At 53.9% G+C, this 20,578-nt stretch carries 19 protein-coding genes; 10 read left to right on the forward strand and 9 right to left on the reverse strand.

The features are described from left to right. Positions 1–11: 11 nt before the first annotated feature. From Q31b_RS25525 to Q31b_RS25555, 7 genes are all read right to left on the reverse strand, one after another. Entirely contained in the window at positions 12–368 is a 357-nt protein-coding gene (locus Q31b_RS25525) for an Hpt domain-containing protein (RefSeq protein ID WP_146602496.1), read from the reverse strand. A gap of 72 nt (positions 369–440) precedes the next feature. Further along, positions 441–1,898: a sigma-54-dependent transcriptional regulator gene (locus tag Q31b_RS25530; RefSeq protein WP_146602556.1), complete on the reverse strand. Its 1,458-nt coding sequence runs from the start codon at positions 1,896–1,898 to the stop codon at positions 441–443. Between the two features lie 240 nt (positions 1,899–2,138). After that, the gene (locus tag Q31b_RS25535; RefSeq protein ID WP_146602497.1) at positions 2,139–2,357 is read right to left on the reverse strand and encodes a hypothetical protein; all 219 of its coding nucleotides are present in this window, start codon (positions 2,355–2,357) and stop codon (positions 2,139–2,141) included. Positions 2,358–2,384: 27 nt separating this feature from the next. Continuing rightward, positions 2,385–2,912, reverse strand: coding sequence for a phage holin family protein (locus Q31b_RS25540; protein ID WP_146602498.1), 528 nt, complete (start codon positions 2,910–2,912; stop codon positions 2,385–2,387). 5 nt (positions 2,913–2,917) lie between these two features. Then, the gene (locus Q31b_RS25545; protein ID WP_146602499.1) at positions 2,918–3,118 is read right to left on the reverse strand and encodes a hypothetical protein; all 201 of its coding nucleotides are present in this window, start codon (positions 3,116–3,118) and stop codon (positions 2,918–2,920) included. After that, positions 3,115–3,498 (reverse strand): hypothetical protein, encoded by a 384-nt coding sequence (locus Q31b_RS25550; protein WP_146602500.1) that lies wholly within the window; start codon positions 3,496–3,498, stop codon positions 3,115–3,117. Before Q31b_RS25550 ends, Q31b_RS25545 begins: the two co-directional genes overlap by 4 nt. 1 nt (position 3,499) lies before the next feature. Beyond that, positions 3,500–3,931 (reverse strand): CsbD family protein, encoded by a 432-nt coding sequence (locus tag Q31b_RS25555; RefSeq protein ID WP_146602501.1) that lies wholly within the window; start codon positions 3,929–3,931, stop codon positions 3,500–3,502. Between the two features lie 291 nt (positions 3,932–4,222). Here Q31b_RS25555 and Q31b_RS25560 point away from each other — a divergent pair, with 291 nt between their 5' ends. The 6 genes from Q31b_RS25560 (at position 4,223) to Q31b_RS25585 (ending at position 10,896) form a co-directional block, all read left to right on the forward strand. Further along, positions 4,223–5,170, forward strand: a complete 948-nt coding sequence (locus tag Q31b_RS25560; protein ID WP_197172342.1) for a carbohydrate kinase family protein — start codon at positions 4,223–4,225, stop codon at positions 5,168–5,170. A 415-nt stretch (positions 5,171–5,585) separates the two neighbouring features. Beyond that, complete coding sequence (locus tag Q31b_RS25565; RefSeq protein ID WP_146602503.1) at positions 5,586–6,326, forward strand: hypothetical protein; 741 nt, start codon at positions 5,586–5,588, stop codon at positions 6,324–6,326. Positions 6,327–6,343: 17 nt separating this feature from the next. Next, positions 6,344–7,477 (forward strand): glycosyltransferase, encoded by a 1,134-nt coding sequence (locus Q31b_RS25570; RefSeq protein WP_146602504.1) that lies wholly within the window; start codon positions 6,344–6,346, stop codon positions 7,475–7,477. Positions 7,478–7,554: 77 nt separating this feature from the next. Then, positions 7,555–7,827: a hypothetical protein gene (locus Q31b_RS25575; RefSeq protein ID WP_146602505.1), complete on the forward strand. Its 273-nt coding sequence runs from the start codon at positions 7,555–7,557 to the stop codon at positions 7,825–7,827. Positions 7,828–7,960: 133 nt separating this feature from the next. After that, positions 7,961–8,593 carry a sigma-70 family RNA polymerase sigma factor gene (locus Q31b_RS25580; RefSeq protein ID WP_231617846.1) on the forward strand — a complete coding sequence of 211 codons (633 nt, stop codon included), beginning with the start codon at positions 7,961–7,963 and terminating at the stop codon, positions 8,591–8,593. Between the two features lie 89 nt (positions 8,594–8,682). Further along, positions 8,683–10,896, forward strand: a complete 2,214-nt coding sequence (locus Q31b_RS25585; protein ID WP_449289935.1) for a serine/threonine protein kinase — start codon at positions 8,683–8,685, stop codon at positions 10,894–10,896. 208 nt (positions 10,897–11,104) lie between these two features. On the opposite strand, the gene Q31b_RS25590 is transcribed toward Q31b_RS25585, so the two are convergent. Beyond that, positions 11,105–11,602 (reverse strand): DUF4956 domain-containing protein, encoded by a 498-nt coding sequence (locus Q31b_RS25590; protein ID WP_146602507.1) that lies wholly within the window; start codon positions 11,600–11,602, stop codon positions 11,105–11,107. A 112-nt stretch (positions 11,603–11,714) separates the two neighbouring features. Then, the gene (locus Q31b_RS25595) at positions 11,715–13,568 is read right to left on the reverse strand and encodes a CotH kinase family protein (RefSeq protein WP_231617848.1); all 1,854 of its coding nucleotides are present in this window, start codon (positions 13,566–13,568) and stop codon (positions 11,715–11,717) included. Between the two features lie 572 nt (positions 13,569–14,140). Here Q31b_RS25595 and Q31b_RS25600 point away from each other — a divergent pair. The 4 genes from Q31b_RS25600 (at position 14,141) to Q31b_RS25615 (ending at position 20,562) form a co-directional block, all read left to right on the forward strand. Further along, entirely contained in the window at positions 14,141–15,649 is a 1,509-nt protein-coding gene (locus Q31b_RS25600) for a matrixin family metalloprotease (protein ID WP_146602508.1), read from the forward strand. A 415-nt stretch (positions 15,650–16,064) separates the two neighbouring features. Then, positions 16,065–16,718 carry a sigma-70 family RNA polymerase sigma factor gene (locus Q31b_RS25605; protein WP_146602509.1) on the forward strand — a complete coding sequence of 218 codons (654 nt, stop codon included), beginning with the start codon at positions 16,065–16,067 and terminating at the stop codon, positions 16,716–16,718. Between the two features lie 77 nt (positions 16,719–16,795). Beyond that, the gene (locus tag Q31b_RS25610) at positions 16,796–19,348 is read left to right on the forward strand and encodes a serine/threonine-protein kinase (protein ID WP_231617849.1); all 2,553 of its coding nucleotides are present in this window, start codon (positions 16,796–16,798) and stop codon (positions 19,346–19,348) included. Beyond that, positions 19,345–20,562 carry a hypothetical protein gene (locus tag Q31b_RS25615; protein ID WP_146602510.1) on the forward strand — a complete coding sequence of 406 codons (1,218 nt, stop codon included), beginning with the start codon at positions 19,345–19,347 and terminating at the stop codon, positions 20,560–20,562. Before Q31b_RS25610 ends, Q31b_RS25615 begins: the two co-directional genes overlap by 4 nt. The last annotated feature ends 16 nt before the right edge of the window (positions 20,563–20,578 follow it).

Genomic DNA, 20,578 nt, shown 5'->3' on the forward strand with positions numbered 1-20,578 from the left:
AACGGCGGAGACTACTCAGCGAGCAATTGGTCGATTTGGTGAAGGAGTTCATTAATCGCCGGCTTAAGTTCTCGATAGCATCCGCTAGCCGTTTTCAGGTCACCTTCCTTCGCCGCGTCCATGATCGCCTGCAATTGCTCGACCGGCGTGCCCGTCTCAAATGTACTCAAGAGTCCCTTGAACGCATGCGTTGTCTTGGCGACGCCGGAAAGCTCTTGATTGGCGAGTTGTGCCTCAAGCTTTTCCATCAATGGTGGGGCATCTTCGACCGCCATTCTAGCAAGCACGATCAGCATCTCTTCGTCGCCGCCAACGCGTGTCAGCGCCTGATCGAACCGAGTGCGTTGTTGTTGGGTAAGTAAGCTCATAATTCAAATTGCTTCGCATTAGAAAACCATGGCAAGCATAACGTCCGTTCGTACCCTCACGCATGGAGACTCTCAAGAGGGCATGGCAACATCGCTGCTAAGTACGATGTCGAACGACTTGATCCGATCACGCAGCTTGCCACGCGTAATCCCTAAAATCTCCGCCGCTTGACTTTGGTTCCCGTTGGTTTCCTTCAAAACCACGCTGATGACGTACTTCTCCATATACTCCAGCGATTCGGAATAAACATTTGTTGATTTATTCCTGAGTAAACTCTGAACCAAAGCAGGTAAACCGGCTCCCGAACGAGCGTTATCGGGTTCGGCAGTAGAACCACTGGCATCATTCGATTCGATCACGCCAAGTACCTCTCGTGGCAATCCATCGGGCGTGATGACTGGCATGACGGAATCGAGAACGCAGCGGCGAATCACGGCCCGCAGTTGACGCACGTTGCCTGGCCAATCGTATGCCGTCAATTTCCCAACGGCTTCGGGTGACAAGCCTTCCAAGTCGAGCTTGTTAAATTCACGCTTGGCCTGTCCAAGAAAGAATCGCACCAATGCCGGAACATCGCTAAGTCGGTCCCGAAGCGGCGGCAGTTCGATTGTCACCCCGTTCAATCGGTACAACAAATCCTCTCGATAGTCACCCTCTTCGACCATTTGTTCGAGTGGACGATTGGTCGCCGCGATAATACGAACGTCGGTTTTGAGTTCCTTGTTTCCACCAACCCGTTCGAATCGCTGTTCCTGAAGCACACGCAGAACCTTTGCTTGTACCGAAGGAGCCATGTCACCAATTTCGTCTAAAAACAACGTACCACCGTTACATTGTTCAAACTTTCCGATCCTCCGTGATTCGGCCCCGGTAAAGGAGCCCTTCTCGTGCCCAAACAATTCGCTTTCAAGCAAATTATCAGGCAATGCGGCACAGTTCACGGCCAAGAACGTTTCACTTTCGCGATGGCTGTATTGATAAAGGGCTCGGGCAACCAATTCCTTACCCGTTCCACTTTCGCCGCGGACTAAGATTGGAACGTCCTGCTTGGCGACCTTGCCAATCGCTTTGAAAACATCCAACATCGACGGAGCTGCCCCGATGAACAATTCGCCTGATGCGGATTCGGTTTCATCGTCTGCAGCAATTGCGACCGGAACACTGCTTATTTTTCGCTGCTCGATTGCCTTGTCAAGAAGGTCGCGGAGCGGATCGACCGCCAACGGCTTGGCGATGTAATCGAAAGCGCCTAACTGCATCGCTTCAATCGCAGTATTGCTTGCCGCATCGATCGTCATGAAGATAACAGGGATTCGACGATCATGCTCGCGAATTTCGCAGTAAACAGCCAGCCCATTCTGATCAGGCAGCTGAATGTCCAGCAATACGGCATCAAATTTACCGCTTCGAAGCTTGACCAATCCTTCCTCGGCCGTTGCCGCAATTTCAACGTCTGCAATGGGAGCTAACGCTTGCTCGGTCAATGTCAGCACGAGACGATCGTCATCAATGACTAACACACTTGGCATTGTCTTGTATCCAGTATTTTGGGAAGTCTGGTCTCTAGAAAAGAGCTTTGGCTCAGCGAGTCCCGCCGTTGCGGTTGTCATGATTGGCACCTCGATAGTTTACTGGATTATTTAAAAATGAAAATATGCGGGAGCGGCTGACGCGAGGAGCTAAGAGGAGGGGGGCAAGGCAGAGTGCCAATTACATCGTCAGCTTTCGCTAATCCGATGTCAGCTTTCGCTAATTCGATAGCCAGCGTCCTACGGTTTCAGCTTCCAACCGACGACGACTCCGATCGCAAAAGCCCAGCATGCGGCGACATCGGGATTGTCTTTTGCATAAGTCTTTGCCAAAGAAAAGAGCTCATTTGCTGGCTCTCGAACATAATGATTTGTGGCGCCCTGTACCCCATCGCCCGCTTGGGAAGCAACGCAATCGGCGGCAGGACGGGCTTTATCGGATATGTCGGAATTGAACATTTGAATACCTGTTGTCGGTTGGCTGAGTTAGCGAGCAGGTCTAGCGGAACCATTCCGCCAATGGCTCCGGTAGGCAGATTCTGAAGCAGACTCTGAATAGGATCGTTGATCGGAACCGGAAAACGATTCACGGCGAATTTGGTTTCTTGGTGACCTCGAGGGGCGCAGTAAGGTTGCTTTTAGCCAGCGAAGGTTCTCGGCAAACTCCGACTTCGTTTCGCTCATCGCACTGCCGGCCGCCGTGACAGCTTTTAGAGCCATAAACAGCAGCACGCCAACGACGGCAATGAAGACAGCTCCCGTCAACAGTATGGCAGTGCCAACCGAAAGCGAAGTCATTTCACTGAGGAGTAAACCGCAGCCGGCCAACGCGATCGTTAGCGCAGCCCCTCCCAACGGTATTGCAACGCCCGCAAGAACGGCGGCTTTTGTAAGTTTGCGTGTTGCTTCTTGGCTATCAACCGACATCAATTCCAGCTGCAATTCAAACAGATCAATTATGTCGGCAATTACCTTTTGAACGCTGGATGGTCGCGTCTTTGCTTGTTCTCCCATTGCGCTTACCACTCTTTGCGTTTGAAGAGCCAGCCGATGACCATACCCATGCCGACGGCCGTGGCAAGGGATAGCATCGGTTTCGCCGTCAGCATCTGATTTAGCTTATCCGTTAGGACCTGCTGGTCCTGCTCGATCGCTTCAGCATGAGCCTGGTTCGATTGTGCATACTGGCGAAACGTTTCGTCTTGATGGTGTGCAATCACAGTCGACTACCTTGTTTTAATTTATGAGTGAAGTGGTCTGCGGCTAACGACACGGCTTGGCGCAGTATCATCGTGCCAGCCGCTGCAACGATACCGCTCATGACTCCTCTCTTCGCCAGCGCTCTGACTTGCTCCGAACCGGTATGATGGAGGACAATTGTCGATTGTTCGCGTTTTCTCGAAGGCACAATCAAATAGCCTGCTATCGCGACCGCAGCCAGAATGGGCAGTGGGCGTCGTGCGAAGTGATACTTCCAATCCGTCAATTGTTTGACACGTTCTCTGGCGTCGTCGACGTCGTATGGTAGATCGCATCGAATCTCGCTCATTCGATCCCGAATCGCCGCGCTCTGTTTTCGCGTTGCTAGAGTTGATGCCATGTTACCGCCTGCGCCCTGCGAAGAATAACGCACCGGCGGCGATTCCAATTCCAAACGCGATCGCTAGCGACTCGGTCGGCCGCGTTCGTATCGTATCAACGATCTTCGCAGAGTAGTCACTCGACTGAGCGGCCAATCGCCGCGCCTGCTCTTTCGCATAAGCGCCGGCCTCGTCGGCAAACCCTTGGGCTGCTTCGCTGTATTGACGAACGGTTTCCGAGGCTTGGTCACCCAAGCTGCCTCCAAGTATATTGTTCAAGAACTTTTCAACCTCCTTCCGCGTTGCCCCCGTTTTTTGCTGGACCACGCCGACAAGTTGCTCAGCAGAACCTTCTGCTCTTTGCAGATCATCCTCCGTCAGTTGCCCCCAGTGCTCCTTTAAACGGCCCTTTACTTCGTTCCAATGACCGCGAAATTGTTCTCGATTTGCCATCGTTGTTGTCCCTTGCGTAAATTGATTTGGTGGTTTGAGGTGGGGTTTGCGTTATTCGCGAGTTTCCCACTGTGATTGTCCCCAGAATGAGGTCGCACATACTGTGCCAACTGATTTTTGCGAACCGAGGATGAATCCAAGTGAGGGATTCAAACGCATTTTTGAGCCAAATCATTGCTCATGGGAGCCTATGCCGCGATGAAAGCTCCGACTAGCATTTACCAACGGTCGGCAATCGACCAGTCTGCGCCACAATTGTGCAATCGACTTAACGTAGAGCGGAACAAATTCATGAATAAGACTGACTGTATCGTATGTGGCTCATGCGTCGTTGACATCTTCATCCGGCCTGTGCCCCTCGAGACATCGATCGGCAGCGGGCAATTGCTGCGAGTCAATCCGATTGAGTTGACGACGGGGGGAATGGTCTCGAATGCCTCCATTGCCTTTTCGAAACTGGGAATGCGTGCTGCCGCCTTCTCTTTGGTCGGCGATGACCATTGGAGTGACGTGATTCGCTCGCAATATTGTAAACATGAAATCGCAAGCGAGGGCTTGCTTACTCGCTCGGGAGCAACCACTAGCGTCACAGCCGTCATGGTAGACCATGAGGGTCAGCGAAGCTTCGCTCACTGTGTCGGTGCTGCGAAACAAATGGACAAGGCTTTGTACATGAAGCATTTGGATTTGTTCGCAAACAGCCGCTATGCTCTCATCGGCTACTATCCATTGATGCCCCATTTGCTAGATGACTTGGCGGACGTGTTGGCTGCGATCCGGTCGACGGGGTGTCGGACAGCAATGGATGCAGCGGGCGATGGCGGCGGCATGCAACCTCTTGATCGAATATTGCCGCATTTGGATGTCTATGTGCCAAGTTACGCCGAAGCGAGTCATCAGACGGGCAAAACCGATCCGAAAGCGATCATCGATTGTTTGCGTGATGCAGGTGCGACGGGATTGATTGGAGTTAAACTAGGCGAGCAAGGGGCGATGCTAAGCCGATCCGATGGTGAGTACCAAAGGATTGAAGCAGTTAAACCTCCAGGCGAAGTGATGGATACAACCGGAGCTGGGGATTGTTTTTATGCAGGCTTGTTGACGGGGTTGATACGAGGAAACTCGGATCGGGAAGCGGGTCGCTTAGCAGCGGCGACCGGTGCTTGTTGTGTGACCGCCGTTGGAGCCACGACGGGGCTGCGAGATTATTCCCAAACCGCCGCGTTGGCAGGAATTTAGCGGTTGTTCGCCGGTTGACACCCTGAACGGTTTAACACGAGGTATGAAAAATTTCGCACCGCTCGATAATCGTCACCAAGAGATAGGGGTAGGAGATACGGGTAGGAGATACGGGTAGGAGATACGGGGTAGGAGATACGGGTACGGGTAGGAGTAGGGGCGACCGCTGAGTAGGAGCACGAATTTTGCCCCAGGCTGAGCACAAGTACGGAAATGCAGCCTTTTCAGATCTTTGGCAGCAATCGGTGCTGGCGTTTGCCGAGAAGCTTTAAAATTTTTCTTGAAAACCTTCCACCCGACGCTTCGCCTAGCGAGTATCATAACGACTTCTTAGTTTGCCGTTTTTCAATTCCTGCCAACTGCTGCTATTTCATCGTGGTTGTTTAGGAGTATCCAATGAGGGAGCGAGACGCCTATGTGGCACACTAGCCGGGGAGACAGGACATTACGTGGCAGCGAAGCAGCATTGGTCAGTTTGGCGATCGATACGATGATTGACGCATTACTCGTCCATCTCGATGAAGAAGAGGAAGCGGTTATTGCACCTGAATGCCAGTCCGGGATTTCGGTCTATGATTCGTTGACCGCATCACAACGCATCGGCCTTTTGCACGATGTGGCCCGACATTTATTGACCGACACCAAAACGATCTTGCCGTTGTCGGCGACGACCGAAGCAGCGGTCGCGGCAATCTATACCGAAGTGCGCGACCAGGTTGCAATCGAAATTGATTTGTATAGCGAAAAGCCTCAACAGGGTTTACCAAGCGAAGCATTGTTTTGGCGTCGAGCGGTTTCCGCGGCTTACCAATCACTGTCCCAAATCACTCATTCCAATGACCCTACTTGGAATCCACTGGTTCGCATTGACCATTTTCTTGCCGATGGGGCCGCCACTTTACCGACAACGGATTCCAGTGACCTTGAGGTTTGGGAGACGCTTATTGATGATTTGACCGATGCCATTCTTTGGGATCGCGACTTCGAATTGGCGGATAGCTTCTTAGATATTGATCCCACTTTATCGCTCGAACGACGCCGGTTAATGGGGATCGACCGTGATTACTTTACTTATGTGGCACCCGATCCACGTCCCGATCAAGTCATGCGATTGATTTGGAACACACGGGACATCTTGCGATCAAAACCGCGGTAGTCGTCATCTGTTATCTCATGCTGAGCCTGACAGTTGGTTCCGGCGTTGTGGCGTTTTTCTCGATTTGTATCGCCATCGCATTTTTGCGAGTCTTGATGGTCACTCGCTGGCTCACCGCCAAAAATCCTATCGATGATTCGCCTCGCTGCGTCGATGTCATTATTCCAGCTCGTAACGAAGAACAAGATCTACGGCATGCGGTCGAGAGCATTCAGAAGCAGCGATCGGTCTCTATTCGCGTCGTCATCATCAATGACCATTCGACCGATGAAACCGCTTCGATTGCAAAATCGTTGGCTGAATCGGATGATCGCATAGGTGTCATCAATGACCCAACCCTTCGAGATGGATGGTTCGGAAAAGCGAATGCAATGCAACATGGGCTCGCAGCAACGAGTCAATCGCTCCTCATTTTTACAGATGCCGATGTCCTTCATCACCGAGATAGCTTCGCCGAGGCGATTCTTGAAATGGAGCGTCGGGAAGATCACTTCTTAAGCCTGTTCCCAACCGTTGAGTTAGAATCTTTTTGGGAAAACGTTTTGGTTCCTCACTTGATGATCGCAGGTATGGTCGCATTCCTCCATCGCCGACTGGAAGATCCGCGTTCACCCCATGCCGTTGCCGCGGGCGCATTCATCTTGGTGCAACGTGATGCCCTCGAAGCTATTGGAGGGCTCGAATCCGTAAAGAACGAAGCACTTGATGATGTGAAACTAGCCCAGCGCATTAAGCAGAACGGCTACCAAACCGGATTTTGTTTTGCGCCCGATTTAATTCGTGTTCGATTGTTCAAAAGTAACCGAGATGCATTTTGGGGATTTACGAAAAACATCTTGTCACCGTTTAACCCAGTTTGGTTGGCGATACCCTTTATGTTTCTTCCAATCTTTGTGTATGCATCTCCGCTGCTGGCGATCGCCGCCGGGCTTTACCAGCACGAAACGCTGATGGTGGCAATCGGGATATTTGCTTACGTGACGCAGGCAATCGTCCTCGTGCCTGCGACGCGGCTATGTCGGTTGAAGTGGTACAAAGCACTCTGTTTTCCAATAGCCGCCCTACCGATTACCTGCTGCATCATCAAAGCGTACTACCACCACTACATCGACCGAGGCGTAAAATGGCGAGGCCGAGTGATGCAGAAATAGAGTTTGCCGGTAGTGGATCTTGTTAAAGATCCCTGTGCGTCAGGATCTTTAACAAGATCCACTACCTAAGGTCGGATTTGGAAGATTTACTGTATCGAAATCAGGATGGGCGTTTTGTCTTTTACACGACCGTCTTTGCAGCATACTCGTTCGGAGGCAAACCAGCCGAGCCAGCCCGTTATCAGACCGGCAGTGCTCCGATTCGGATTGAAGCTGAGGGAAGCCAACCGTTGACCGTTCAATTCTTCGACGAGATGCCAGACGTACTGATCACGCTCAATCCAGCAAACTCTGAGCCGTCCGACGAACACCGCAATGTCCCGAGAGACAGTGCAGAGTTTTCTCGTTAGAATTATGTTTTCTGTGGCGGGTTTTGATTTTCGTCGCAACTGAATCAATAGCGTCCGATGAGTCGTTTAACCGCGTGCTCATCGGTTCGCGAGCAATCACGGAGCGGGGCGAGATGCCGCCGCGATGAAACGCATGATGGAACCTACACGAACCGATGCATCCAGCAACCGCACGTCGCAACTGATCGCTGCTGCGCAAAGTGGTGACCCCGACGCTCTAGGCGAACTACTGAACCACTACCGAAAGTACGTCGTCTTTTTAGCTCGAACGGGGCTACACCATCACATGCAGGGCAAGGCTGATCCGTCGGATTTGGCACAGGAGGTTTGCTTGGCCGCGCATGGGAACATTGCCGACTTTCGAGGCAACTCGGCCGAAGAGTTCGCTGGATGGTTGCGGGGCATTTTATCAAATGTCTTGGCGATGCACGTCCGCAAATACTTGGGCACTCAAAAACGGGACCCGCGTTTGGAACAAAATCTCAACGCTAGTCTTGCCAGCGCGTCGGGTTTTTTGCAGTCCCACATCGCTGCGGACATGACTTCGCCAAGTCAGCACTTCGCTCGCAACGAAGCGTTCCTGGAATTGGCAGCCGCACTTGAGGCGCTGCCGGAGGATTATCGCCAAGTGATCGTGCTGAGGAATATCGAAGGAATGGCGTTTGCCGATGTCGCACAAGCGATGGGGAAAACAGTAAACAGCGTCGAAAAGCTATGGGTTCGTGGCTTGGCAAAATTGAAAACGGCAATGGGAGAGCGAGGGTGAGTGGCAACGATGTGACCGAAGACCTACCGCCTCGATCCACCGATGACAGTCATGACGAGGATCGCGTCGTCGATGCGGTCAAGCGATACATGCGTCTGCTCGATGAAAAAAGAGCACCATCGATGGACGAGTTCCTTTCGCAGCACGCTGATATCGCCGACGAACTGCGGCCATCTTTGGAAGGGTTGGCGATCGTCCATCGGGCTGGCCCGGCGAAGCCGACAACGATGGTCGCACCCGACGCCGAGTTCACGGCTCAACCAATCGGTGACTTCCAGATCGTTGGAGAGATCGGGCGAGGCGGGATGGGCGTCGTTTACGAAGCGGTTCAGTTATCGCTCGGTCGCAAGGTCGCGTTGAAAGTATTGCCGTTTGCAAGTAGTTTGGACGACGTGCGACTAAAGCGTTTTCACAATGAAGCTCATGCGGCAGCGGCGCTACACCATACGAATATCGTGCCCGTCTACGCGGTCGGCAGCGATCGAGGGGTACATTACTACGCGATGCAACTGATCGACGGGCAAACACTCGGCGATTTGATCTTAACGGTCAAGATGGACCGCGGTTTTACCCTCCAGCCTGGGGAGAAAACGCAGCCATCCCAGGTTGGAAGCCCAGGCCACGATGAAAAGACATGGTCAACGCGATTGAATGAATCGACCCAGTTCAATACAAGCGGCGATCGATTGCGTTTTTTCCAGTCGATGGTCCGCATGATCGTGCAAGCGGCGCAGGCTCTCGAATACGCCCATGGTTACGGAATTGTGCATCGCGATATCAAACCCGGAAATCTGCTGCTCGATACCACCGGCAAACTATGGGTCACCGATTTCGGTCTCGCGCAGGTCCAAGACGCAGCATCGCCGTTGACTCGCACCGGCGATCCGATGGGAACACTCAAGTACATGAGTCCCGAGCAGGCGGCTGGCAATCGCACCATGCTCGATCATCGTACGGACATCTACTCGCTGGGCATCACGCTCTATGAACTGCTGACACTCCAACCAGCGATTCGTGGCGAAGGCTACCGCGAAATGCTCAACGAAGTCGTCGAGCACGAACCGGCGTCGCCCAAATCGGTTGAACCGAATTTACCGACCGAACTCGACACCATCATCCGCAAATCGATCGCCAAATTACCGACCGAGCGATACGCCACCGCAGCGGCGATGGCAGATGATTTGCAAAGTTGGCTCGATGATAAACCGATCAAAGCCAAACCGCCGACGGCCTGGGAACGATTGGCAAAGTGGCGTAGGCGAAACAGTGGCTTAGTACTCGTGGCGGGTGGCTTACTGTTCGTGTCGACGCTTGCACTTTCCGCGACGACGGTGTTGGTTTGGCGCGAACAACGTGCGACTCGCGAAGCCCTTCAACGAGAAACACAACAGCGGGAAGTGGCCGAACAGAATTTTAGCCAAGCTCGATCGGCGGTGGATTCCTTCAGTAACTTGGCCGAAAGCGAATTGGCGTACCGCGGCGATCTGCAAGACCTTCGACGCAGCTTTCTAGAAACGTCATTGGAGTTTTATCGAGACTTCCTCGTCGTTCAGTCCGACGATCCGGCCGTTCTACGAGAACTCGCAATCACTTCCGCTCGCGTGGAAAAGATGATCGAGGAACTGCGGGTGCTCGACAATGTTTCGCCATTGATGCATTTGGCCGATCCGCTGGTGCAGACCGAGCTCTCCATTGATAACGAAACGGCTCAATTGATCAAAGCCGCGATCGACAGTTTTCAATCACAGCGTCGTTCGATGGCAAATCAAAATCCAGGCGGGCTGAGCAGCGAAAATCCCGAGATGACGTTGATGTTGCAGGAGTTTGATTCTTTCATTTCCCACCATTTGAACAATCAACAACTGACACGGTTGAGGCAAATTGCTCGACAAAGACGCTTGCCACTGACATTCAAATCGTCCGAGGTTGTCGCTGCCTTAGCTTTCAGTCGCGAACAACGACTCGAAATCAATCGGATCATCGAGCAATCACGACCAGGCCGAATCGATGATCGACGTAATCAAGTTGGAAGAAGCAACGACGGCCCGCGAGGTCCCGAACGCTTCGATTTTGGCACGGGTTTACGTCCTGATCGTTTTAGCGGCGGCGATGGTCCACCCCCAGACTATTTTGGACGCGGCGATGGTCCACCGCGAACTGGATTGGATGTTAGTACTCTCCGTGATTTGAGGCGATCGACCATGACACAGAACACGGTTAACAACATCCTGGAAATCCTAACACCCGACCAACGCGCCAAGTGGGACGAATTGGTTGGAGAACCATTCGATCCACCGTACTAGGATCGGTAAACTCTGACCCCACGTCTTTACCCCCTCTAAACTTGAAATTCCTAAAATCGTGCTGCCGGTCTAGCCCGGAAAGGCTGCGAGTTTTTGTAGCGAACCTCGCCAAGAGTTTCGGCAGCGGTTAAGAAAGCTCTCGAGCGTCGAACGTCGCGGCAGCATTCGTTACGGGTTTGGGCAGAGCCTCGTGATCTTGCCCACGCCGCTATACGGTCTCGCTATTTCCATCGACTTCAGGTGGATCGGGGCTTCCGTTTCTACTTGGCTTGGCGATTTTTGGCGGTTTACGAACGACTCGCTCCATCAGGATGCTGCCGATCAAGATCACAAAGTTGACGAGAATGAGTTCCGCGTAACTGGTCTTCTTGTTTGACAACGAGTTGATAACCGCGATGCCGATTAAGATGAATAGATACGTCATCTCTTTGGTGCGGATCGCATCGGTACGGAACCGCAGCACCCCAAAGATGGCAAACAAGCCGATTGCCATGCCAAGTTCGATTTCCAATTTTTTCAGTGTGAAGCAGATGAAAAACACCATGATGTTCATCATCACGGCCGAGAATGCGAACTCACTTTTGCTCTTCAGCCCCGGCATGATCGCAAGCCACATGAGCAGGAACAAGAATGTGAGATTAAACAAGAAACGTACCCCCAGCTTGAACAGATCATCGTCAAACAAGGGAACTTCCAAATACTCCATACTGCTGCTTCATCGTAAAGGTAGAAATAGATAACGACTCGATCGACGTTGCCCTTGGCTTCGGTATGTCACCCGTTGAAAATACCGAAGCCAAATGGCAAATGCCAAATACCTACTTCAACAAGTACGCTCGACGTCCGTTGGCGAATTCTTTCAGGTTCATGCTACCGTGACCGCCGCGAGACTCGGTCGCTGCATCCGCGTTGGATATCGAATCCGAAGAGACGGCAGATCGGAAGGCCTCGTAGCTGCCGAGTTTGCGTGTCTCCGATTTTACGGCATCATCGATCAAGTTTACTTGCGACTGAATGAAGGGACCGATGTTTTTCCAATCGAGCGAGACATCCGCAATCTGGCGAACTTTGGCGAGGTACTTTTGACGATACTCCGGAACCGCCAAGACTTTACTTCGCAGTGGCTTGTCCGCGGCATTCAATCCGATCAGCGGATCGAGTTCTAGCGGCGAAGTTTGCGTCCGGGCCTCCTGTGCTCGGCCCCCCATTTCTCGGGCCCCCATTTCTCGGGCCCCCATTTCTCGGGCCCCCATTTCTCGGGCGCCCATCTCTCGGGCCCCCATTTCTCGGGCGCCCGATCCGGCACGGCCACCGGGCCCACCTCGGCCGCCGCCAGGACCACCGGCACCGCCCGCGCCACGAAAAGCCTCGTTCATGTCATGCGGAATGAAATGAAATTGGTCCTCTTTATCCATGAAGATGCTGTAGTCACTTGCGCGGATCCAGTAACCATCGGAGTTAATGAGTGATACATCCAACGCCAGGAACCACAACAATTCGTCAACATCCACGATTGGCTCGAGTGCCGCTGGTAACGATTCGGGCGGCGTTTGGTCCAATACGCGGCATAACTCGATCAGCTTCGCTTGCGCATTTTTATCGTTCGATTTCTGTTCGTAGGGGGAATCATACGCCGACGGATCTTCACCACGATAATCCAAACCGCCTCCACCCCGAGGCGATCCGGCGACTTTCCAACGGCTGCCTTTGCTGGAGCCATAGTTCTCCTTCAAAAAATCCTTGTTGAACTGCTGGACATTGGTGTAGACGCCCCAGTTCTCGCCGTTGATCACGACACGGACAAAGTTGGCTTTTGGCGCTGGCATATATTGTCGAGCAATGTGCGAGTACAGAACCGTACTCATCATCGAATCATCGCTTGCACCGTTGAGCAGGTTTAACGTCTTGTAGCCTAGCAACCGTTGGTCGCTATCGGCCATGTCGAGTGACACGTTCAGCGACCGTTTGTAGCCAGCTTGAACCATGCCATAAGACGATGCGCCACGAAAGTGGATACCGACATTTGGGTACGTCTTGCCGTCGACGGTCAGCGTTGCGGCGACATCAACGTCTGTGCCATAAAAGTCTTCGAGTTCGCTTTCCCAATCTTCGTTTTCAAAGTCGATGAAGATCGTCCGCAGCACGCTCGTGTCATAGAGGTCGGCTTGTATTGGATCGACCGAAGACTTCTCAATGTGGTCTCCTTCGCTTGCCTCGGGCCGGTTTCCCCCCATGCCGGGAGGCCCGCCGCCGCCGCGTGGTCCACCACCACCGCCGCGGGCACCGCCGCCGCCGCCGCCGCCGCGACCGCCGAAGCTTTCGCGGCCGCCAAGGCCACCGCGTCCACCGAAATCAGGTCCACCGAAATCAGGTCCACCGAATCCGAGAGGCGGGCCAAAGCCTGGACCGCCAAAGTCGGGGGCGCCACCCGGTCCACCGAGACCGGCTCCACCCCGACCTTGGCCAGGGGTTTCCTGCAAAAACGCTCTCGCTTCCTTTCGCTCTTCGCGATCGAGCCAACCGTTTTGGTCTGTATCAAACTGGTCAAGCAGTTCACGGTCACTGCCGCCGAAACCGGGCGGCTGCGCATTGACCGAGGCACTACAGCACAAACATAAGGAAGCGAAGCTCATCGAGAGCATCGACCGAGCGAACGAGGACTGTCGAATCATAGGAAAAACACCTTGCAGGTTGTTATAGGAACAGAGCACAATCGGCTCCCGCTAAACAACCCGTTGCCTCGCGTCCTTCCAATCCGCCGCAAAAACTTCAACTTTTTGCAGTCTCCCGCTGTTTTCGCTCCCTAAGTCACTACAAGATATCCGCGAAAACATCGGAATCGACCGTTGAACCGGCTCTTGTAGAACGCTCATTGATGCAGCCTTCAACGCACTCGAAGGTCCTGGGACGCAACAGAACCCAAATTCCCAAGATTGGGGTCCCCTCTTACTTGCAATATCGTTGCATTTCACTCAACTTGCAATTTGATCTTCTGGGCATTTTGCCCCAGGAAACTGCGGCTGGAAGCCACAGCCACGAAAGATTCTTACCCTCGTTCTTCGTGTCGACAAAGCACTTGCCTTGTTGAGCCTTCACGCTCAATGCAAATTTTGCTGGCCCCCCACTATTCGGTTGCTAGGCCTGAAAAGAAATCCATTTTTGTGTGACATTTCCGTCCTGAATGTTCCCTCTCAGGACAAGGGAAGTACTCGATCATTCTTTTCATCTCCTCAGGACAAGCGAAATGCGATTTTTCCGTTCCACTCGATCACGCCGACGTCCGATCGTGAAGCGTCGCCGACTGGCTGCCGAGCCGCTCGAAGCTCGACGCGTATTGGCAGCCAGTCTTGGCTGGGATGGACCGGGCTTGGGAAGTGCGGAACTGAGCTACTATATTGGCAATTCACCCGATTCACTGTCGCAAGCGGAAACCAATGCTGCGATCGAAATGGCCCTCAATGCGTGGTCTAGCGTGGTGGATATCACGTTTACACCGACCGACGAAGCGGGATTGCGTGATTCGATCGACATCCGCTTTACCAATATTGACGGCGTCGGCGGTACACTGGCCCAAGCCTACTTTCCCGACGACGTGAATCCCGCCCGCGTCGCTGGCGATATCCAATTTGACGTTGCCGACGCATGGGAAGTCGGCAATTCACTCGGCAACCAAGCCTTCGATCTCGTCTATGTTGCCGTTCACGAAATTGGCCACTCGCTTGGTCTCGACCACACCAGCCAAGCGGGTAGCGTGTTGACTCCGTTTGTGTCGCCGAGCCAGTTGTTTACCGGCCTTGACGACGTGGATGTCACGGCAATTCAGGCTCTGTACACAACCGCCGACGTTGCAACGACGTCCGATACCCCGACGGATGAAATACCAATTGATGAGACACCCGTCAATGAGATACCAACTGGCGAGACGGAGAGTGGTGACACGCCCACAAACGATACAGATACGGACACAGATACGGACACGGACACGGACACGGACACGGATGACACCAGCGACAGTGACGACGATCCGTTTCCCCGTCGTCGCTGGCATCGCGGTGGCAATTGGCATCACTGGGGTGACCGGTTAGATGCCTCGGTCCCTGAATACAACTACCTCGATCCAACCGACGTGAATGGTGACGGCAGCACGTCCGCGCTCGATGCGCTGACGATCATCAATCAGCTCAACCAAACATCGCTGAACATCACCGGAGAAGATGTCGACATCGTCGGTCTTTGCGATGCCAATGGCGATGGCGAAATCACTGCTCTCGATGCCCTGACAGTGATCAACGCATTGAATCAAAGTTCCGCCGCCACGATTGCAACCGTCGACGATACCGACACAACCGAAGTCACCGATAGGGATGATGATCTGGCCGGGGATGATGATCTCGATGAGACGGACGAAGCCGACGAGCTGGATGATACCAACGACGAGCATTGTTCGCACGATAGCGATCACCGACATTTAGGTGCCTTTGGCGTTGGGCTGTTGGGCGGAGATGCTGAAGAATGGATCAGCCGATTCGATACCGACGATGACGGCTTGCTCGTCGAAACGGAAGTCCGCGAGCGGTTCTGGAACACGATCGTCGATGCGGACACCGATGCGGACGGCGGCGTTTCCTTTGTCGAACTCGACACGTTCATCGCTGATCAAGGGGCCGATGTTTTTGAAACAGGCAACCATTCGCACCGTCACCACCGCTCGCATGATGCAATTTTTGCGTCGATTGGACGTGGTCCTAAGTGAAAGTCCTAAGTGAGAAAAGCTTGAAGGCTTGCCTACGTTCTGGCTGATCGCCAATTTTCTTCACTCCTCCTCAAGCACCGTTTTGGGAGGGGGGGACTAGCGAAGCGATATTCGGGGAGGGGGCGTCGGCATGGGCAGCAATACGATTGGGGCGCGTGGATGGTCCCCCCCCGAGAAAATCGCATTCCGCCCGTTTTTCCGACCTCCCTGGCTTCGCCGGGAGGCTGAATCCGTCATGAAAATGCACGGATTCCTAATCCGATAACCGCGTGGGCAGTGCCCCGCATGACCCACCGCATCCTAGCGCCCCGCCGGATGCGAGGTATTTCGAAAAACGAATTTTTGGAATACCGGCGGTTTTTTATTTCGTTGGCTACCTATGATATATCATACAGCGGTTACAAAAAGGGAAAACATGATCGCCACCGACTCCTCTGACTCCAGCGACATCAAAGACACGGACGCGGAATTCCCGGCGCTTCTGGCCAGTGCGCGTGGCGGCAATCGCGAAGCCCTCGGGACTCTGCTGCAGTGGTACGGCAATTACCTCACGATCTTGGCCAGCACGCAACTTGACCGTCGTTTGCGGCGGCGGCTCAGCCCATCGGATATTGTTCAGGAGGCGATGTTGGCCGCCCATAAAGACTTTGCCGCTTTCCGTGGCCAAAGCCAAGGCGAGCTGCTGTGCTGGTTGCGAACGATCTTGATTCACACGCTGCACCGCAGTTTCGACAAACACGTCAAAGTTGGAAAGCGGGATGTACGCCGTGAAGTCTCGCTCGAAGCGGTCAGCGATCGGCTCGAGCAGTCCGCCGTCAACTTGGCGTCCACCCTGGCGGCGGGCGGCCCGTCGCCCAGCGCACCGATGCGAGCACGCGAACGGAGTGTGGAATTGGCAAATCAACTCGCCAAACTGAAGCCAGCCTATCGCGAAGTCATCACCCTGCGAGTTTTGAAAGGCCTCTCCTTCGACGAGATCGCCGACCAGATGGGGCGAGGTAGTGGTGCGGTGCGGATGTTATGGCTGCGTGCCTTGGAATCCTATAAGACGACGGGAGATTCGATTTGATGGTTCGTTTAACCGAGTGCCCAACAGGCCGTGTATCTACCGAGGATTTTTCCGAGGTCACACGGAGTGTCACGCACATGGTTCAAAGAGTTGAAGACCTTAGCGACGACCAGCAAGCAAGATTGACACAGCAGCTTGACGACTACCTGGTCAGTTTGGAAAATGGGCAACCGCTCGATGCTAACGAACTGGCACGAAATAATCCCGATATCGCCGATGTCTTTGCATCGTATCTAGAAAAACTCGATGCACTTTACGGCGTCGCAGTGGGATTCAGCGATCCAAGCGATCACGAGACGCTCGACAAAATCACCTCTGGCAAGATGAAGCTGGGTGACTTTACGATTCAACAAGAAATCGGACGCGGCGGTATGGGAGTCGTTTACGAAGCGACTCAGGAATCGTTGTCACGCAGGGTCGCAATCAAGTTGCTACCGATCACTTCGCTATTGGATTCACAGCAGATTGCACGCTTCAAGAATGAAGCCCACGCAGCCGGCTTGTTGAATCATCCTAACATCGTTCCGGTTTACAGTGTCGGCACCGAACGTGGGCTGCACTACTATGCGATGCAATTCATTGACGGAATCTCGTTAGATGCTTGGGCACAAAACCGTAGCCTAGGCTTCCATCCGGTGAACACCCCACCCCAGGCTGGAAGCCTGGGTTACGGCGATTGGAAGGTTACGCTTGGTTGGATCATCGACGTCGCTCGCGCGTTACACGCTGCTCACGAAACCGGCGTCGTTCATCGTGATGTGAAGCCTTCCAATTTGATGCTCGACCAACAAGGAAAGGTTTGGATCACCGACTTTGGTCTCGCTCGTTGCCAAACCGATGTGTCACTAACGAACTCCGGGGATCTCGTCGGCACGATGCGATACATGAGTCCCGAGCAAGCTCGAGGCCAACACGCTCTGGTCGACGGACGCACCGACGTTTATTCGCTCGCGGCAACCGCCTACGAATTACTAACGTTTCGTCCTGCTCACGACGGCGAAGACGCACCGGCGATTATGAAAATGATTTCCGAACAGGAGATCACACCGCTACGCCAACTGCGAAATGACTTGCCTCGCGACCTGGAAACGGTACTTGCCAAAGCAATGTCAAAGAGTCGCGACGGTCGCTATGAAACGGCCGAAGCATTTGCCGATGACCTCGCTCGCGTACTGGCCGATGAACCCACCGTCGCCCGACCGCCAACATTGGTAGATCGTGTGGGGCGGTTCGCATCGAAACATCGGATCGGTGTCTTGAGTGCGGTCATGGTTGGGTTGATGGGTTTGGTTGGTTTTGCCACCAGCACCGCAATCATCGCGACGTGGAAACAAGCGTCCGACGACAACGCCGCCCGGGCAACTCGTAACGAGCATCTGGCACGCGGGGCGGTCGATCGACTCGGTTCCCAAATGGCGGAATTGCTTGCCGGTATTCCTTCCGCCGATCCGGTTCGACGGGCGCTGTTGACCGAAACACTGCACTACTATGAAACCTTTGCTGCCAGCGCCGACAACGATCCGGCCCTCAAGGAAGATCTGGCAATCACGTTCGGAAAAATCGGTACATTGCAAAGCGAGCTTGGCGAAACCGAACAAGCGATTGAAGCTCTGCGTCGTAGCGAGACGCTTTACGGCGAACTTGCCGAGCGGGATGAACGTGACAACCTCGACTGGCCGACCAGCCAAAACAATCTCGCCCAAGCACTCGCGAACGCCGGTAGGCTGGAGGACGCGGCGAAGTATTTTTCACGAGCAATCACGACTCAGCGTAAAATACTCGCCTCGGTTGATCGTTTGGATACCGCGTCATATTCAAGCGGCCAGGTGCGGCCTGATGAACAGGTCGTGAAGCGAGCACTCGCCACGTCGCTAAACAATCTCGGGCTTCTACTCGCCGATTCACTCGCCAATGGAGAAGCGGAAGAGGCGTACTTGGAAGCCATCTCGCTTCTTCAACCCGACGCTCAGGCACCGCTCGACATCGCCGGCAAACAGCAACTCGCTACTGTGCTTTCGAACCTCAGCGGCCTGCTCACCAAGCAATCGCCCGACCGAGCCAGCGACTATGCCCGTCAAGCTCTCGCACAACAGACCGATGCATTGGAGTCGGACCCGAGCAATGCTAAATTGGCAACGCAGGTCATCGTCACCCTCAATACACTCGGTGCATCTCAATCAGCGGGTGGGTATCCAGAGGATGCAATCGAAACCCTTTCGCGAGCGGTCGATGTTGGCAACCAATTGTTAGCCCGTTGGCCGGACCAGCCAACCTATCGCCGTGACTTGGTTGTCAGCTTGAACCATCTCGGATTGGCGTATTGTAAGGTCGGCAATGTTGCAGACGCCAAGCTTGCCTTTCAAACGGCGCTTGAACAGGGACGCCCACTCGCGGCCACGTTTTCCAATGACGCCGAAACCCAGTCGATGCTTGGCGGCGTCCTGAATAATCTCGGATTCCTCCAACTACAGCTAGGCGACATTGCCGCTGCCGCTTCGACCTACGATGAAGCGATCGCCGCCCAATCCTCGGCGGTACAGCTGGCGCCCGAAGTCAAACGCTATCGACAATACCTCCGCAAGCACAAAGAGAACCGCCGAACCGTGACGGGGCAGGAGACCGCATCATGAACAAGTCACCGTCCTACCGTACATGCTTGTTGGAGCAACTTGAATCCCGCTGTATGCTCGCTGGCGGCATCCTTTCACAATCGTTTGACAATCACGCCCAGCACGATTATCAACCCAACGACGCCGTGGACCAATCACAAGTTGTCGATAGGCAGGGCCCTTCTGAACCTGTCTGCTTAACGATCGGTTTGGACGATAGCCGCCTTCCTAGCTCGCTTAGCGACAAACCGACATCCGACCGCTCCATTGGCCGGTCAAGCGATAACAACGGTTTCAACCTTTTCCATCTAGCAGTCGAGGCTAACAGCCAATCGGCTAACGATGGTAATGCGGTCCGGACGAATCCAATGATCGTCGTTATCGACGTCCGTGTATCGTCTGCATTACCGAAGACGCCCAATACGGCGAGTCAGGTGCAGAATTCCAGCATTCTTGACTCGAGTGATCACGCCTCCAACTCGGACTCCTCCCGATCAGCGAAACTGCAGACGGGTTCCTCAACACAAACCGCCAGTGACGCGGACGTGGATGACGAGGAATCCGCCAATGCTGTCCTGATCCGCAACCAAGTCGCAACCGGGGAACAGGCAAAGATTTCCGTACCAGCAATTTCGATCAGCGAGAACAACATCGTCCAATCGCCACCGATGGAAACGACCAATGCCACCACGGGCGAGATGATTGAAACGCTGCCGCTATTGCGTCGCAATCTTAACCCAACGGCCGAACCCGATACGGAGGAACGATGGCAACTCGATACCCAATCGATCGAGCGGATCCGTGAGGTGGCAGAACTACCCGATTCACCATCGCCAGACGATTCTGATCGAATCACCGATGCTGCGATCGCGTCTTGGTTTAACGGACAAACTGGCCTGATGGAAATTGAAGCGACCGGCGATTTGCACGCCCCCATCGATTTAACGGAATCCATTGTCGATGTCGTCTTGGACGCGACGGTCGGACTTCACCGCAGCGTTGACTTGATTGCCTTAGCCGCGCCTGAATCGGATGCGATCCCAGATGACGTTCGCTCCGCAATTCTGGCGGCCATCGCTGCGGAGCAATCATCCCCGATCGCTGACGTCGTGAGGGAGCCGACACAAGCAAGACTCGGAAGTGTCGCCTACTGCGCGACAGCGGTTGTCGCTGGCACCGTCGCCGCGGTCGCCCGCCGACGCAAAAAAGCCAAAATGGAATACACTCGCCGCTAGACTCCGTTTTTTGGCG

Source organism: Novipirellula aureliae (assembly GCF_007860185.1).
Lineage (GTDB): Bacteria > Planctomycetota > Planctomycetia > Pirellulales > Pirellulaceae > Novipirellula_A > Novipirellula_A aureliae.